General features: G+C 64.5%; 15 protein-coding genes. 10 read left to right on the forward strand and 5 right to left on the reverse strand.

The window, feature by feature from the left end:
- Positions 1–296: 296 nt before the first annotated feature.
- The 5 genes from fabB to HU720_RS06135 all read right to left on the reverse strand — a co-directional run bounded on the left by fabB (position 297) and on the right by HU720_RS06135 (position 7177).
- A complete protein-coding gene (gene fabB, locus HU720_RS06115) occupies positions 297–1517 on the reverse strand; it encodes a beta-ketoacyl-ACP synthase I (protein ID WP_186518161.1) in 1221 nt (406 codons plus the stop codon).
- 11 nt (positions 1518–1528) lie between these two features.
- The gene (gene fabA / locus HU720_RS06120; protein WP_186518163.1) at positions 1529–2044 is read right to left on the reverse strand and encodes a 3-hydroxyacyl-[acyl-carrier-protein] dehydratase FabA; all 516 of its coding nucleotides are present in this window, start codon (positions 2042–2044) and stop codon (positions 1529–1531) included.
- 203 nt (positions 2045–2247) lie between these two features.
- Positions 2248–4176 carry a response regulator gene (locus tag HU720_RS06125; RefSeq protein WP_186518165.1) on the reverse strand — a complete coding sequence of 643 codons (1929 nt, stop codon included), beginning with the start codon at positions 4174–4176 and terminating at the stop codon, positions 2248–2250.
- A complete protein-coding gene (locus tag HU720_RS06130) occupies positions 4173–5063 on the reverse strand; it encodes an ABC transporter substrate-binding protein (RefSeq protein ID WP_186518167.1) in 891 nt (296 codons plus the stop codon). Before HU720_RS06130 ends, HU720_RS06125 begins: the two co-directional genes overlap by 4 nt.
- Positions 5063–7177 (reverse strand): TonB-dependent receptor, encoded by a 2115-nt coding sequence (locus HU720_RS06135; RefSeq protein ID WP_186518265.1) that lies wholly within the window; start codon positions 7175–7177, stop codon positions 5063–5065. The genes HU720_RS06130 and HU720_RS06135 overlap by 1 nt, the downstream gene beginning before the upstream one ends.
- A gap of 175 nt (positions 7178–7352) precedes the next feature.
- Between HU720_RS06135 and HU720_RS06140 the strand changes: the two genes are divergently transcribed.
- From HU720_RS06140 to kdpA, 10 genes are all read left to right on the forward strand, one after another.
- Complete coding sequence (locus HU720_RS06140) at positions 7353–8378, forward strand: NAD(P)H-dependent glycerol-3-phosphate dehydrogenase (RefSeq protein WP_186518169.1); 1026 nt, start codon at positions 7353–7355, stop codon at positions 8376–8378.
- A 16-nt stretch (positions 8379–8394) separates the two neighbouring features.
- Positions 8395–8742 carry a DUF4389 domain-containing protein gene (locus tag HU720_RS06145; RefSeq protein ID WP_186518171.1) on the forward strand — a complete coding sequence of 116 codons (348 nt, stop codon included), beginning with the start codon at positions 8395–8397 and terminating at the stop codon, positions 8740–8742.
- On the forward strand, positions 8739–9197 hold the full coding sequence (sixA, locus tag HU720_RS06150) for a phosphohistidine phosphatase SixA (RefSeq protein WP_186518173.1): 459 nt from the start codon (positions 8739–8741) through the stop codon (positions 9195–9197). Before HU720_RS06145 ends, sixA begins: the two co-directional genes overlap by 4 nt.
- Positions 9198–9292: 95 nt before the next feature.
- Positions 9293–9685 (forward strand): hypothetical protein, encoded by a 393-nt coding sequence (locus HU720_RS06155; RefSeq protein WP_186518175.1) that lies wholly within the window; start codon positions 9293–9295, stop codon positions 9683–9685.
- Positions 9686–9774: 89 nt separating this feature from the next.
- Entirely contained in the window at positions 9775–10563 is a 789-nt protein-coding gene (locus HU720_RS06160) for an alpha/beta hydrolase (protein WP_186518177.1), read from the forward strand.
- Positions 10560–11414 carry an alpha/beta hydrolase gene (locus HU720_RS06165; protein ID WP_186518179.1) on the forward strand — a complete coding sequence of 285 codons (855 nt, stop codon included), beginning with the start codon at positions 10560–10562 and terminating at the stop codon, positions 11412–11414. Before HU720_RS06160 ends, HU720_RS06165 begins: the two co-directional genes overlap by 4 nt.
- Before the next feature lie 102 nt (positions 11415–11516).
- Positions 11517–12311 carry a DUF4892 domain-containing protein gene (locus tag HU720_RS06170; protein WP_186518181.1) on the forward strand — a complete coding sequence of 265 codons (795 nt, stop codon included), beginning with the start codon at positions 11517–11519 and terminating at the stop codon, positions 12309–12311.
- Positions 12312–12323: 12 nt separating this feature from the next.
- The gene (locus tag HU720_RS06175; RefSeq protein WP_186518183.1) at positions 12324–13376 is read left to right on the forward strand and encodes an AI-2E family transporter; all 1053 of its coding nucleotides are present in this window, start codon (positions 12324–12326) and stop codon (positions 13374–13376) included.
- A gap of 354 nt (positions 13377–13730) precedes the next feature.
- Entirely contained in the window at positions 13731–13820 is a 90-nt protein-coding gene (gene kdpF, locus HU720_RS06180; RefSeq protein ID WP_186518185.1) for a K(+)-transporting ATPase subunit F, read from the forward strand.
- 9 nt (positions 13821–13829) lie between these two features.
- On the forward strand, positions 13830–15524 hold the full coding sequence (gene kdpA, locus HU720_RS06185; RefSeq protein ID WP_186518188.1) for a potassium-transporting ATPase subunit KdpA: 1695 nt from the start codon (positions 13830–13832) through the stop codon (positions 15522–15524).
- The last annotated feature ends 1 nt before the right edge of the window (position 15525 follow it).

Here is a 15525-nt window from a genome sequence, read left to right on the forward strand (position 1 = left end):
GGGCTGCGCCGCAGCCCCTTGGGTTTTCAGGGCTGCTGCGCAGCCCAACGCGGGACAAGCCCGCTCGCCACAACTGTCTATCATTCCCCACAGGATTGGGTCCAACCAGCAAGGTTGCGGTTGAACATGGCCTTTGTGGGAGCTGGCGATAGCCTGCGATGAGGCCAGCCCAGGCTTGCACAAAACCATAGAACCTCCCAAGAAGTCGTTCAAGGCCCCCAGCCAAGCATTCCCCGCACCACAAACAAAAACGCCCCGGCAAAAGCCGGGGCGTTTCAGGCAAGCATGTCAGGCAATCACTTGCCGGTCCAGCGCTTGAGCACCAAGGTAGCGTTGGTGCCGCCGAAGCCGAAGCTGTTGCTCATGACGGTATCGAACTTGACGTTCTCTTCGGTTTTGGTCAGGACCGGCAGGTCGGCGACTTCCGGGTCCAGCTCGTCGATGTTGGCGGAGCCGGCGATGAAGTTGTTTTCCATCATCAGCAGGCAGTAGATCGCCTCGTGCACGCCAGCTGCGCCCAGCGAATGGCCGGACAGGCTCTTGGTCGAGCTGATCTTCGGAGCCTTGTCGCCGAACACTGCACGCACACCTTTCATTTCGGCGACATCGCCGACTGGGGTCGAGGTGCCGTGGGTGTTCAGGTAGTCGATCGGGGTGTCGACGGTGGCCAGCGCCTGCTGCATGCAGCGGATGGCGCCTTCGCCGCTCGGGGCGACCATGTCGTAGCCGTCGGACGTCGCGCCGTAGCCGACGATTTCGGCGTAGATCTTGGCGCCACGGGCCAGAGCGTGCTCCAGCTCCTCGACCACCACCATGCCGCCGCCGCCAGCGATGACGAAGCCATCACGGTCAGCGTCGTAGGCGCGCGAGGCCAGCTCAGGGGTTTCGTTGCGCTTGGTCGACAGGGCGCCCATGGCATCGAACAGGAACGACTGGCTCCAGTGCTCTTCTTCACCGCCGCCAGCGAACACGATGTCCTGCTTGCCCCACTGGATCTGCTCCATGGCGGTGCCGATGCAGTGTGCCGAGGTCGCGCAGGCCGACGAGATCGAGTAGTTCAGGCCCTTGATCTTGAACGGTGTGGCCAGGCACGCCGAAACGGTGCTGCCCATGGTGCGGGTTACGCGGTATGGGCCGACACGCTTGACGCCTTTTTCGCGCAGGGTGTCCAGGGCTTCCATCTGGTTCAGCGTGGAAGCGCCACCGGAGCCGGCAACCAGGCCGGTGCGCGGGTTCGACACTTGCTCTTCAGTCAGCCCAGAGTCCTTGATCGCGTCCTGCATCGCCAGGTAGGCGTAGGCAGCGGCGTGACCAACGAAGCGATAGACCTTGCGGTCGATCAGTTCTTCGAGGTTCAGGTCGATGGAGCCGGAAACCTGGCTGCGCAGCCCCATTTCCTTGTATTCCGGGTTGAAACGGATACCCGGACGGCTGTTGCGCAGGTTTTCGGTGACAGTAGCTTTGTCATTGCCCAGGCACGACACGATGCCCAGACCAGTGATAACGACGCGGCGCATGCGAATAACCCTTAGAAGTTTTCAGTGGAGGTGAACACGCCGACCCGCAGGCCTTCGGCGGTGTAGATCTCGCGGCCGTCGACGCTGACCGAACCATCGGCGATGGCCATGTTCAGCTTGCCCTTCAGGACGCGCTTGATATGAATGTTGTAGGTGACTTTCTTGGCAGTAGGGAGAACCTGGCCAAAGAATTTCACTTCGCCCGAACCCAGGGCACGACCACGGCCTGGCAAGCCCTGCCAGCCGAGGAAGAAGCCTACCAGCTGCCACATGGCATCGAGGCCCAGGCAGCCTGGCATCACCGGGTCACCTTCGAAGTGACAGGCGAAGAACCACAGGTCCGGGTTGATATCCAGCTCGGCGACCAATTCACCTTTGCCGTACTTGCCGCCTTCTTCACTGATATGGGTGATGCGATCGACCATCAGCATGTTCGGCGCGGGCAGTTGCGCATTACCTGGGCCGAACAGCTCACCGCGACTGCAGCGCAGCAGGTCTTCCCGAGTAAAGGCGTGTTGTTTGGTCATGCGAGCTCCTCAATAACCCCCTGTGGCAGGGGACGAATCTTCCCGGCCGGCCCGAATGCTTGGCATCCGAGGCGGCAGCCTACAGGTAGACTATTGCGTTGTGGTGAAAGTCACAGCGCACCTGGCAAATGAGTACAGGTGTGCACTGAAATGCATTTTCAGGGCCTGCGTCGGTCCTGTCCAGTCTTTAAGACTGCCGCACTTTAGCATTTATCGCCAGTCGCAGCTTCCTGACCGGGCAACCAGCGGCGCAGGGTGAGCTGCAAGTCAGTGCGTTTGAACGGTTTGCTCAGGTAATCGTTCATTCCTGCAGCCAGGCAACGCTCGCGATCGCCCTCCAGTACATTGGCGGTCAGGGCGATGATCGGCAGCCCTTCGCCCTGTGGCAACTGGCGGATACGCCGGGTGGCCTCATAGCCATCGACCAGTGGCAGGCGGCAGTCCATCAGCACCGCATCGAACGGCTGCTGGCTGATCAGCTCGACCGCCTCTGCGCCGTCGGTGGCCAGCCCCACGTCAAAGCCAAGGCTGCGCAGCATGGCCTCCATCACGCTTTGATTGACCAGGTTGTCCTCCACCAGCAGTATCCGCCCGCCGTGTTTGCCCGCGGTCATGGGGCTGGCTGCGCCTGACAGGCGCGGCGCCGGGCTGCTGGACAGCGCCAGCGGCATTTCCAAGGTAAAGGTCGAGCCAATGCCCACGCGGCTCGTGCCCTTTAGCTGGCCGCCCATGCGCTCGGCCAGGGTGCGCGCGATCGACAGGCCAAGGCCGGTGCCACCATAGCGCCGCGAAATCGAACTGTCGGCCTGCTGAAAGGCCACGAACATGGTTTCCAGGCGAGCGCTGTCAATGCCGATGCCGGTATCGCGCACCGCGCAACTGAACCACAACACCTGGCGCTCGAGCAGTTGCCAGCGCGCCTGCACGGTAACTTCGCCTTGTTCGGTGAACTTCAGCGCATTGCCCACCAGGTTGAGCAGTATCTGCCGGATGCGCGTCGGGTCGCCGACCACCCGCGCGGGCGCTGCGTCCTCGGGCAGTTGCAGGCGCAGTTGCAGGCCGCGCTGCTGGGCAGTGTGCTGGAACGACTGCACGCAACTGCTGATCAGCTCGGCCAGGTTGAAGTCGATGTGCTCAAGCTCAAGGGTGGTGCGCTCGATGCGCGAGAAATCGAGAATGTCGTTGATCACCTTGAGCAAATGCCCGGTGGATTCGCTGGCCACGGCGGTGTACTCGGCCTGCTCGCCGGTCAAACGGGTGGTTTCCAGCAGTTGCAGCATGCCCAGCACGCCATTCATGGGGGTGCGCAGCTCATGGCTCATCATCGCCAGGAAGTCGGATTTGGCCCGGTTGGCCTGCTCGGCCTCTTCGCGGGCCTGAATCAGCTGGCCCATGGCCTGCTGCTGCTCGTGGGCTGCGAGGTTCAGGGCGCTGGCCAGGTTGTTGATGTGCCGCGCCAGATGGCCCAGCTCGGTGTCGTCAACCTCAGGTAGCGGCGCGTTGAAGTCGCCTTGCTGGATGGCCTTTACGGCATGGCCCATATCGCTGATGGGCCGCGACAGGCTCATGGCCAGGCGCCGCGCCAGCAGGAAAGTGAACACCAGGGCGAAGAGGGCGAGAATGCCGGCCTTGATCACGATTTCCTGCTGACGCTCGCTGAAGGCATCGTCGGACATGCCGACGATCACCCGCCCCAAGTAGTCATCGCCCAGGCTCGGTAGTTGCGGCTTACCCTGCAGAAAATCGGCGTCCAGGCGGATCTGCTGCAAGCGGATTGGCGCCTGGAACACCTCGACGCGCTGCGCCCGGTTGGCGCTTTCATCGGCTTGCTCGACATACACCAGAATATGGTTGCGGCTGTCCTGCACCTCCAGAAACCGCACGTGGGGGATACTCAACGTGGCCCGCATCAGGCTGTCGAGCACCTCGTTGTTGCCCGAGATCACCCCGTACTCCGAGGCCGGTGCCAGCTGGTTGGCAATCAGTTGCCCGGTATGGTTCAGCTCCTGACGCAAATCCTGGATGCGCACGAAGGTGAAGAAACCGATCAGCAACAGCGTCAGCAGCAGCGCCGGGCCAAGGCTGATGATCTGCGTGCGGGTATGGATGTCCCAGCTCAGGAGTTTGCTCATGGGGTGGGTTCTCCTGCGGCAATGACCGCAGCGGCGGCCTCGGCAGCGATGGCTTCAAGGCCCAGGGCGCGGGCAACCTGCTGGTTGCCGCTGACACCGAAGCGTGCGGGGTAGAGGCTGCGCGGCCAGTGTGCCGGCGGCTGGTCGAGCAACTCGTCGAGCACCGCCAGCCAGTCGTCCTGGTCGCTATAGGTGCTGGCCAGGGCGCCGGCGCGGACAAACCCGGCGTTCGGGCCGATCAGCGCCATCTGCCGGCCGTAGCTGCTCAGCAGTACGTTCTTGGCGGATTTGGAGTTGTACAGTTCAGGGTCGTCGAGGCCCAGCAGCACGTCACTGTTGGCCAGCAGTTGCTGCAACGGGCGGCTGTCGCGCAGGTCGTGCCAGCTCTGGGCGACGATTTCCAGGCCCATCGGGCGTGCGGCCTGGCGCAGTTCATCGAGCAAGAAGGCGCTGTGCTCGCCGTACAGCACACCGATGCGGCGCGCCTGTGGCAGCAGGTAGCGGGCCAGACGCAATTGCCGGGCCAGTGGCGGGTCGCTCCACAGCAAGCTGAGATAGGCCGGGCGCGACGTGCCCAAACGCCGCTCGGCCTGGACCCGGCTGACGCGCAGGGCCAGGGCAGGTGGACCGGCGCTCTCGCTCATGCGCCATTCCATGGCCGGGGTGTCCAGCAGCACCAGGCGCGTGCCGGCCTTCAACTGCCCCGGTTTAGGCATTTGCTCCACCGCGCGAAACTGCACCTGGTCGTCGGCGCGGCGCTGTTGCAGGGCGCTGACGAAGCTGCGGATACCAGGCTGGTCGTCGGCGCCCACCAGCAGCACTTCGCTGGCAGACAACGAGCCCAGGGGCAGCAGGCACAGCAGCAGTAAACGCAGCAGTATCAGCATCAGAATTCCAGCTCCGCGCTGACGCTCAGGCGTTGGCGGCTGTCGTAGCGGTTCTGCGCCACGGTGGTCGGCTCATCGTCCAGGCGCTGTTGCCATAGCGCGGCCAGCTCAAGGTTGCTGCCTTGAACCCTGAAGCGTTTGGCCAGGCGCAGGTCGATGCGCTCGTAGCGGTAGGCGTTGAGCGCGTCGTCGCCGTAATAGAAGAGGGCGCTCGACCAGCCTTGGCCCCATTCACGCATCCAGCCTGCCGAGCCGCTGTTGCGCGCGGTCAGGCGGCTGTCGGCGGGGTTGCTGGCCCAGGCATCGACGTAAGCGTAGGTCAGGCGCAGGCGGTCGCGGCGGCTCAGTTGCCAGTCGAACTGCGCCTCGCTGCCACTGAAGCGAGCCTTGTTGGCGTTGCTGGCAATGAACTGGTTGTTCTTCAACGGCTCGCTGATCATCCCGGTGATCTCGTCGTAGAACAGCTTGATGTCCATGCTCAGGTCGAGGTCGCTGAAATAGCCGTTGTAGCCCAGTTCGCGCGAGCGCATGCGCTCCTGGTCGAGGTTGCCCGGGCCGCGGGTCTTGACGAAGAACTGGCCGTTTTGCACACCGGGCTGGCGCGGCGTGAGGTTTTTGACCGTGTAGCTCCAGTTCACATTGTTCTCGAACATGTCCGGCGAACGGATCGCCTCGGAATACACCGCGCGCAGGCCGTGGCGCGGTGTGATCAGGTAGTTCACTGCAACCCGAGGGGTGAGCGAGTTGCCCGACAGTTGCGAGCGCTCGTGCATTGCGCCGCCCTGGACGATCCAGTGTTCGTCCAGGCGCCATTCAAGCTGGCCGAACAGGCGCCAGGTCTGGTCGTCGATGCTGCCATTGAAGTAGGTCTGCGAATCGGCCTTGTCGTAGCGGTAGTTCATGCCGCTGACCATGCGCAAGCTGTCGGTCAGGTTGAGGGTGTCCTGGATTTCAAGGTCGTAGCGGGTTTCGCGGGTGCTCTGGTCGACGTCACCGCACACCGGGCTGCTGCCGCCTGCCGCCCAGCTTGCCTGAACCTGCTGGCCCAGGGCATTGAGTACCGGGTCGGCGCTGGCCGGCACGCTGCCGGTCCACAGGTTGCGGGCAACGGTTTCGGCGTAGGCGGGGCTGAGCTGCCACAGCCGGGTGAGGTCTGGGTTGAAGGCGATGGCCGCGTCGCACGCCCTCCACACTTGCTGGCGGTCGAAGTGCTGGGCCGAGCCTTGCACGTACAGGCTGTGATCCGGGTTGAGATCGATGCTCCAGCGCATGGAGCCTGCGTAGTCCTTGGCATCGACGTCGGCATCGTTGCCCAGGCTGTAGGCGCCGAATATTGGCTGGTAGGTATACGGGCGCTGGTTGCTGCCTTCCTTGGCCGCCAGTTGCCAGTCCAGGGTCTGGTCGTGGCTCAGGTAATGGCTGGCGCTGAGGTTGATGCGGTTCAGGCGGCGGCTGTCGCGGTAGTCATGGCCGACCGCGTCCTGGTCGAAGCCGTCGTCCTGCTGGCCCGACACCGACAGGCGCAGGTCGCCGTCAGCCCAGCCCAGGCCGTGGCTGGCATAGTAGTCGTTGATGCCGTCTGTACCGCGGGTCAGCTTGAGCCGCGTACCGTGGCTGTCGGCGGGGTTGCGGGTGAGAATGTTGACCACCGCCATCAGCGCGTTGGCGCCATAGCTGACGGTATTGGGGCCGCGGAATACCTCGATACGCTCGATGTCCTCGAGCGCCACCGGAATGTCGCTCCAGTCAACCGTTGCAAGGCCTGCGCGATACACCGAGCGGCCGTCGATCAATACCTGCATGCGCCGGGCGTCGTTGACGTTGCTGCCATGGTAATTGACCGTTGGCTGGTTGCCGGCGCCGTAGCCGACCATCATGCCCGGCACCAGGCGCAGCACTTCGGGGATGTCGCGCGCGCCGCTGGCGCGGATCAGCTCGCGGTCGAGCACGGTCATGCTGCCCGGTACTGCGGCTGGGGATTGTTTCAGGCGTGTGGCGGTCAGAACCTGCGGCAGGTCCTGGTTGTCGATAAACAGGTCGTCGGCCATGGCAGGCCCGCCGAGCAGGGCTGTAAGCAGCAGCAGGCGAGGGTAGGGGGGCGTGCCTGGGAACACGGTACGACCTTGTTTCAAAATTGAGCCGGCATGTTACCCGAGCAGCCAAGTTGCAGGCTATAAGCGGCCAAGGCGTTGCCGGTGTTGTTGCTTTTCTTGTCTCTGGTAGCTTGAGGCTCGCGGCTTGCCCCTATAATGCCCCGGTCGCCACTTTTTATGGGTAAACGGACTGGATATGACTGAACAGCAACCTGTTGCAGTTCTGGGTGGAGGTAGCTTCGGCACCGCCGTGGCGAACCTGCTGGCCGAAAACGGCCACCCCGTGCGGCAGTGGATGCGTGACCCGGCCCAGGCCGAGGCAATGCGCAACAACCGCGAGAACCCGCGCTATCTCAAAGGTATTCGCCTGCATGATGGGGTAACGCCGGTCAACGACCTGCTGGCCACGTTGCAGGGGAGTGACCTGGTGTTTGTCGCCTTGCCATCGAGCGCGCTGCGCAGCGTGCTGGCGCCGCATGCCGAGCTGCTGGGCGGCAAGTGCCTGGTGAGCCTGACCAAGGGCATCGAGGCGCAGAGCTTCAAGCTGATGAGCCAGATCGTCGAAGAAATCGCACCCAAAGCGCGAATCGGCGTGCTGTCTGGCCCCAACCTCGCCCGCGAGATCGCCGAGCACGCCCTGACCGCCACCGTGGTCGCCAGCGAAGACGAGCAACTGTGCCAGCGCGTGCAGGCGGTGCTGCATGGGCGCACGTTCCGCGTCTATGCCAGTGCCGACCGCTTCGGGGTTGAGCTTGGCGGTGCGCTGAAGAACGTCTACGCGATCATTTCCGGCATGGCCGTCGCCTTGGAAATGGGCGAGAACACCAAGAGCATGCTGATCACCCGCGCCTTGGCCGAAATGACCCGCTTTGCGGTAAGCCTTGGCGCCAACCCGATGACTTTCCTCGGCCTCGCCGGTGTGGGCGACCTGATCGTTACCTGTTCGTCGCCCAAAAGCCGCAACTACCAGGTGGGCCACGCCCTGGGCCAGGGTCTCACCCTTGAAGAGGCGGTCAACCGCCTGGGCGAGGTGGCCGAAGGGGTCAACACCCTCAAGGTGCTCAAGGCCAAGGCGCAGGAGGTGGGTGTGTACATGCCGCTGGTCGCCGGGCTGCATGCCATTCTCTTCGAAGGCCGGACCTTGACCCAGGTGATCGAACACCTGATGCGCGCCGAGCCCAAGACCGACGTCGATTTCATTTCTACCAGCGGTTTCAACTGACACGAAGGAGCGACACATGAACGATACGCCGGAAAACGCCCAGCGTGAGTCGATCATCCTGCGGATACTGTGGATGCTCATGTTCCTGGTGATCTGGCAACTGGCCGAGCTGCTGCTGGGCGGGCTGGTGCTGGTGCAACTGGTTTACCGCATTATCTACGGCGCGCCGAGCGCCAGCCTGATGAACTTTGGCGACAGCCTGAGCCAGTATCTGGCACAGATCGGCCGCTTCGGCACCTTCCACACCGAGCAGAAGCCCTGGCCGTTCGCTGACTGGCCGGCGCCGCGTGCCGCCGAGGGCGAAGCCCCGCACACCGTGGCCCCGGCGCCGCACCCGGTGCGTGACGAAGAGCCCAAGCTGTGAAGCTGTGGGTGCTGCGCCACGGCGAGGCGCAGCCACGTGCCAACACCGACGCTGAACGGCGGTTGACCGAGCACGGCCGTGAGCAGGTGCTGTTCAGCGCCGCACGCCTGCTTGGCCAGCCGTTACAGGCAATCATCGCCAGCCCGTATGTTCGCGCCCAGCAGACCGCAGCCTTGGTGCGTGAGGCCCTCGGCTTTACCGAACCAGTGCGTACGGCGCCTTGGCTGACCCCCGAAAGCGACCCGCAGCAGGTCATTACCGAGCTTGAGCGGCTGGGCCTGGAGCAGGTGCTGCTGGTCAGCCATCAGCCTCTGGTGGGGGTGCTGGTCAGCCTGCTGGAGCACGGCCACCGCCAGCAGCCGGCACCCATGAGCACCGCAAGCCTTGCGCAACTCGGCGGTGAATGGCCGTTGGCGGGGTTGATGACACTTCAGGGTCTTCACCACTGCGGTTGAGCTTGGCAACTGATACTTTTGCCAGTTGTGGCGCTGTTCATGCCCTTGCTAGCGTTATTGCCAGGAAGCAATAACGCGACGCTTGGAGAAGTGGCATGAGCAACCGATGGATGGACCTTGTGTGTTCGGTTGATCTGCAGCCCACGCTTGAGAAAGTGCAGGACGACCGCGTACTGGGTTTCGCCGAATACAGCCTGTTGCGCGATTCGGCGGATGCCAAGATGTATCAGTTGATGGCCTCGGTGCGCAGGCAGCTAGGCACCGAACAGGGCGTGCAGTTCGACGGCGAAGACGAGCTGATGCGCCTGCAAGACGCGTGTGTGGGTATGGCGCATCTGCTGCAGACCAGCTGCCTGGCGCTGCGCCGGCTCAAGCTCCAGCAACAGGAGCAACGCCTGGCGCGCGAGGCGCTGGAGCACCAGATGGCCTACGTGCAGGCTTGCCTGCGCCGCTCACTGGACAGTTTCACCTCCCCTGGGATGACCTGAACGCCCTCTGCGATGACCTTTCCGGACGTTGCCGCCAGTGCCTGGCTTGTCGACAATGGGGCAACCTTTCCCGTGCAGAGCAGGCGGCCATGTCGCAGCAGATCTTCTTCGCCCACGCCAACGGCTTTCCGTCTGCCACCTACGGCAAGCTGTTCGCCGCGCTGGCGCCTACCTATGCGGTGCAGCACCTGGGTCAGCACGGCCATGACCCGCGCTTTCCGGTGAACGACAACTGGCAGAACCTCGTGGACGAGCTGCTGCACCACCTGGAGCAGCAGGATGCCCCGGTATGGGGGGTTGGCCACTCCTTGGGCGGCGTGCTGCACCTGCACGCCGCGCTGCGCTGCCCGCAGTATTACCGCGGCGTGGTGATGCTCGACTCGCCGGTGCTGACCCGCGCCGATCAGTGGCTGATCCAGGCGGCCAAGCGCTGGGGTTTTATCGACCGCATCACGCCTGCCGGGCGCACCCTGGGCCGGCGCGAGGCATTTGCCGACCTGGACAGCGCCCGGCGCTATTTCGCCGGCAAAGCGTTGTTCCGCCACTTCGACCCAGAATGCCTCGAAGCCTATCTGCAGCATGGCCTGGAGCAGGCCGACGGCGGTCTGCGCCTGCGCTTTGACCCGGCCACCGAAATCAGCATCTACCGCAATATCCCCCACGCCAGCCCGCTGCCCCCGCGCCAGTTGCAGGTACCACTGGCGATGGTGCGTGGCGCCCAAAGCCGGGTGATCCGCCGCCACCACGCCCTAGGCGTGCGCGGCATGGCGCGTGGCGAGTACCACAGCCTGCCGGGTGGGCACATGTTCCCGCTGGAGCGCCCGCTGGACACCGCCAGCCTGCTCATGAACCTGTTCGAACGTTGGAGCCAGGCATGAGCCAGCCGGTTGAAGAAGTGCGTCTGTCGCTGGGCCATATCGAGCTGGCCGCGCACCTGTTCGGCCCGCACGAAGGCCTGCCGGTGATTGCCTTGCACGGCTGGCTGGACAACGCCAACAGCTTCGCGCGCCTGGCACCGCAGTTAAAAGGCCTGCGTATCGTCGCCCTGGACCTGGCCGGGCATGGCTATTCCGAACATCGCCCGCCGGGCGCCAGCTACGCCCTGGCGGACTATGCCCATGATGTGCTGCGGGTTGCCGAACAGCTCGGCTGGCAGCGTTTTGCCCTGCTTGGCCATTCCCTCGGGGCGGTTATCAGCGTCCAGCTGGCAGGCGCCTTGCCCGAGCGGGTCAGCCACTTGGCATTGATCGACGGCGTGCTGCCGCCCACTGCCGCCGAGCAAGACCCGGCCGAGCGCCTGGGTATGGCGCTGCGCGCGCAGTTGCGCCTGGAGGGCAAACGCAAGAGTGTCTACGCCACCCAGGCACAAGGGGTTGAAGCACGCATCAAAGGCATGGTGGCCGTCAGCCGCGAGGCCGCGCAGTTGTTGGCCCAGCGCGGGCTGATGCCGGTGCCTGGCGGTTACAGTTGGCGCAGTGACAGCCGTCTGACGCTGCCGTCGCCACAACGCCTGAGCCAGGCCCAGGCCATGGCCTTCGTAAAACGGGTGCAATGCCCGGCCTGCCTGGTGGTTGCGGCAGACGGCATGCTGGCGCGCCACACGCAGTTGCTGGAGCAGCTACCCTTCGAGCAGGTGGTGCTGCCAGGTGGTCATCACCTGCACCTGAATGATGAGGGCGGTGCAGCCCTTGTTGCAGACTGTTTCAATCGCTTCTTTGGCTTTCCTTGACTTGCACCAGGCAAGTGTCGAGGCTTGGCGGGTTGAAAGGGAGACAACCATGTACATGCCAGACATTCATGCATCCGCGCAGCGCAGCCACGAGGGCTGCCGATGACTACAACGCCAGTGTTACGTGGCGCCATCGCTGCCTGCCTAGTTCTCGCAAGCCCCTTGCTGTGGGCGGGCACCTTGCCGGTTCCGGTCGACGCCAAGGTGGTCGACCAACGCCCGGCGGTCGAGCAGGAGCGTATTTACCCCATGGGCCCGCTGCGCAAGATCAGCGGCCGCCTGCGGGTCGAAGAAAAAGTCGAAAGCCGCGGCCAGGTCAGTTCGGTCACCTACGAACTGCCGGTAGAGCGCAGCGCCCGCGAAGCGTTCACCAGTGCCCGTGAGACCCTGCAGCACGACGGCGGCTATCCGCTGTTCTGGTGCCAGGGCCGCGACTGCGGCGAGGCCAGCATCTGGGCCAACGATGTGTTTGCCAACGCCCGGCTCAATGGCGGCGACGAACAGCAGGCATTCATTCTGCTGCGCCGTTCCGCCGAGCAGGCCGACACGCTGGTGGCCTTGTACAGCGTCACCCGTGGCAACCGCCGCGCCTACCTGCACGTCGAAGAGTTCGTCGCCGCAAGCCCGCTGGGCGACATTCTGCCCACCGCCGCCACGGTGCTGCGCGAGCTGCGCGATACCGGCAAGCTCGACTACCCTGACCTGGCACAGCCGCAGCCCGCCTGGGCCACGTTGCTGGCGCGCAGCCTGAACCTGGACAGCACCTTGCGCGCCAGCCTCAGCGGCGAAGGCGCCGAGGCCTGGCGTGAGCAACTGGTCAAGGCCGGTGTGCGCAGCAGCAGGCTGGAGGTCGGCAACGCGCCGACCGAAGGCTTGCACCTGGAACTGATCCGTTAAGTGAGCGCCGCCATGGTCAACAATGATCGCCTGCTGGTCCAGATCCTGCTGCTGGTGCTGCTTGGCGCCGCGTTATGGGTGATGGCGCCGTTCATCTCGGCGCTGCTGTGGGGGGCAATCCTGGCGTTTGCCAGTTGGCCGCTGATGCGCCTGCTGACCCGCGTGCTGCGCGGGCGCGAAACCCTCGCGGCGAGCCTGTTGACCTGCGCCTGGATCCTGATCGTGGCGCTGCCGCTGGTGTGGCTGGGGTTCAACCTGGCCGACCATGTGCGCGATGCCACCGCCTTTGTGCGCGACATCCAGGTCGAAGGCCTGCCGGATGCACCGGCCTGGGTCAGCGGCATTCCGTTCATTGGTGAGCGGCTGGTCAGTTGGTGGCAGTCGCTCGATCAGCAGGGCGCCGCGTTGCTGGCCTCGGCCAAGCCGTATTTCGGCCAGGTCGGCAACTGGCTGCTGGCGCGCAGCGCGCAGATTGGCAGCGGAGTGCTGGAACTGACTCTGAGCTTGGTGTTCGTGTTCTTCTTCTACCGTGACGGCCCGCGGCTGGCTGCCTTCGTGCAGCGTTTGCTGCAACGGCTGGTGGGCGAGCGCGCCGAGTACTACGTCGAGCTGGTGGCCGGCACCGTGCAGCGCGTGGTCAACGGGGTGATCGGCACCGCGGCGGCGCAGGGCGTGCTGGCGCTGATCGGTTTTCTGATTGCCGGCGTGCCGGGGGCCATCGTGCTGGGGCTGGTGACGTTCATGCTCAGCCTGATCCCCATGGGCCCGCCGCTGGCCTGGATCCCGGCCACCGCGTGGCTGGTGTGGAAGGGCGACTACGGCATGGCGGTGTTTCTGGGCGTGTGGGGCACCTTCATCATCAGCGGCGTGGACAACGTGCTCAAACCCTACCTGATCAGCCGCGGCGGTAACTTGCCGCTGGTCATCGTGCTGCTTGGGGTGTTTGGCGGGTTGCTGGCGTTTGGGTTCATCGGGCTGTTCATCGGGCCGACCCTGTTGGCGGTGGGGTACAGCCTGCTGCTGGATTGGAGCCGCAACTCCGGGGCGGATGTGGTGCAGCGCTAGCCACATAAACCCCAAGCGGCGCAGTCATTGTGTAGGAGCGGCCTTGTGTCGCGAAGGGCAGCGAAGCTGCCCCTGTAATATTAGGGGGGCGCAAATGCAGGGGGCGCTGCGCGCCCCTTTCGCGACACGAGGCCGCTCCTACACTGACCGCGGGCGACCCGGTAGCGGCATGGCGCGGTCCGTGGGGCGGGCTCATCTGCGAAGCGCCGCTAGCTCCCCCCTAACAACACCCCCTGCAAAACTTTACGATTCCTTTATTGGCAACCGCCGCCCCATATCTCGCCCCTTTACGCCCACCCCTCCGACAATCTCCCCATCAGCGCCCTCCAACCCGCGCGCCAAGGGAGATCCCCCATGTACATCCTCGACACCCTGTCACTGCTGCTGGCAGTGGCCCTGGCGGTTTACCTGCTAACGGCGCTACTGCGCGCCGACCGCAGCTAAGGAGCCACCATGCACAGCTACGACTACCTCCTGCTGCTGGCATTCTTCGCCCTGGTGCTGCTTCCAGCCCCCTGGCTCGGCCGCTTTTACTACAACGTCATGGAAGGCCAGCGCACCTGGCTGTCGCCGCTGCTTAGGCCCATCGAACGGGGTTGCTACCGCCTGGCCGGGGTCAAACCGGCCCAGGAACACAACTGGAAGCAGTACACCTTTGCTCTGTTGGCCTTCAACCTGGCCGGCGGTGCGCTGCTGTTCGCCGTCCTGCTGCTGCAAGGCAGCCTGCCGCTGAACCCGCAACACCTGCCGGGCCAGGAATGGTCGTTGGCGCTCAACACTGCCGTCAGCTTCATGACCAACACCAACTGGCAGGCCTACAGCGGCGAAGCTTCGCTCAGCTACCTGAGCCAGATGCTCGGCCTTACCGTGCAGAACTTCGTCAGCGCCGCCACCGGCCTTGCCGTACTGGTCGCCCTGTGTCGCGGTATTGCCCGCCGCTCCACCACGCAACTGGGTAACTTCTGGGTCGACCTGACCCGCGCCACCCTCTACGGGCTGCTGCCGCTGTGCCTGGTGTTGGCGCTGCTGCTGGTGTGGCAAGGCGTGCCGCAAACCTTCGCCGACTACGCCCACGCCATCACCCTGCAAGGCGCGGAGCAAACCATCCCGCTCGGCCCTGCGGCTAGCCAGATTGCCATCAAGCAACTGGGTACCAATGGTGGCGGTTTCTTCGGCGTCAACTCGGCGCACCCGTTCGAAAACCCCACGGCATGGAGCAACCTGTTCGAGGTGGCGTCGATCATTCTGATCCCGGTGGCACTGGTGTTCACCTTCGGCCACTACGTCAAGGACCTGCGCCAGAGCCGCGCGATCCTGGCCTGCATGCTGGCGTTGTTCTTGATCGGCGGCGCTACCGCGCTGTGGACCGAACAGCAGCCCAACCCTGCGCTGGACAACCCCCAGGTACAGCTCGGCGCACCGCTGGAAGGCAAGGAAAGCCGCTTCGGCACCACCGGCTCGGTACTGTGGACGGTGACCACCACCGCCGCCTCCAATGGTTCGGTGAACGCCATGCACGACAGCCTCAACCCGCTGACCGGCATGGTCGCGATGGTCAACATGATGGTCGGCGAAGTGATCTTCGGCGGCGTCGGCGCAGGCCTCTACGGCATGCTGCTGTTCGTGCTGATTGCGGTGTTCCTGGCGGGGCTGATGATCGGGCGCACCCCGGAATACCTGGGCAAGAAGCTGCAGGCCCGCGAGGTGCAGTTGCTGGTGGCGACGCTGCTGGTGATGCCGGTCGGGGTACTGGTGCTCGGCGCCATCGCTGCCAGCCTGCCAGGCCCCGCTGCTGCGGTCAGCAACCCCGGCCCGCATGGCTTCAGCCAGCTGCTGTATGCCTATACCTCAGGCACCGCCAACAACGGCTCGGCCTTCGCAGGCTTTGGCGCCAACACAGTGTTCCACAACCTGATGATCGCCCTGGCCATGTTGATCGGCCGCTTCGGCTACATCCTGCCGGTGCTGGCGCTGGCCGGCAGCCTTGCGGCAAAAAACAGCGCGCCCCAAGGGCTGAACAGCTTTCCCACCCACGGCCCGCTGTTCACCAGCCTGCTGCTGATGACCATCTTGCTGGTGGGCGGCCTGACCTTCCTGCCGACCTTGGCCTTGGGGCCTATTGCCGAACACCTGAGCCTGGGTTTCTGAG

The sequence above is a fragment of the Pseudomonas sp. SWRI51 genome (assembly GCF_014268825.1).
Lineage (GTDB): Bacteria > Pseudomonadota > Gammaproteobacteria > Pseudomonadales > Pseudomonadaceae > Aquipseudomonas > Aquipseudomonas farsensis.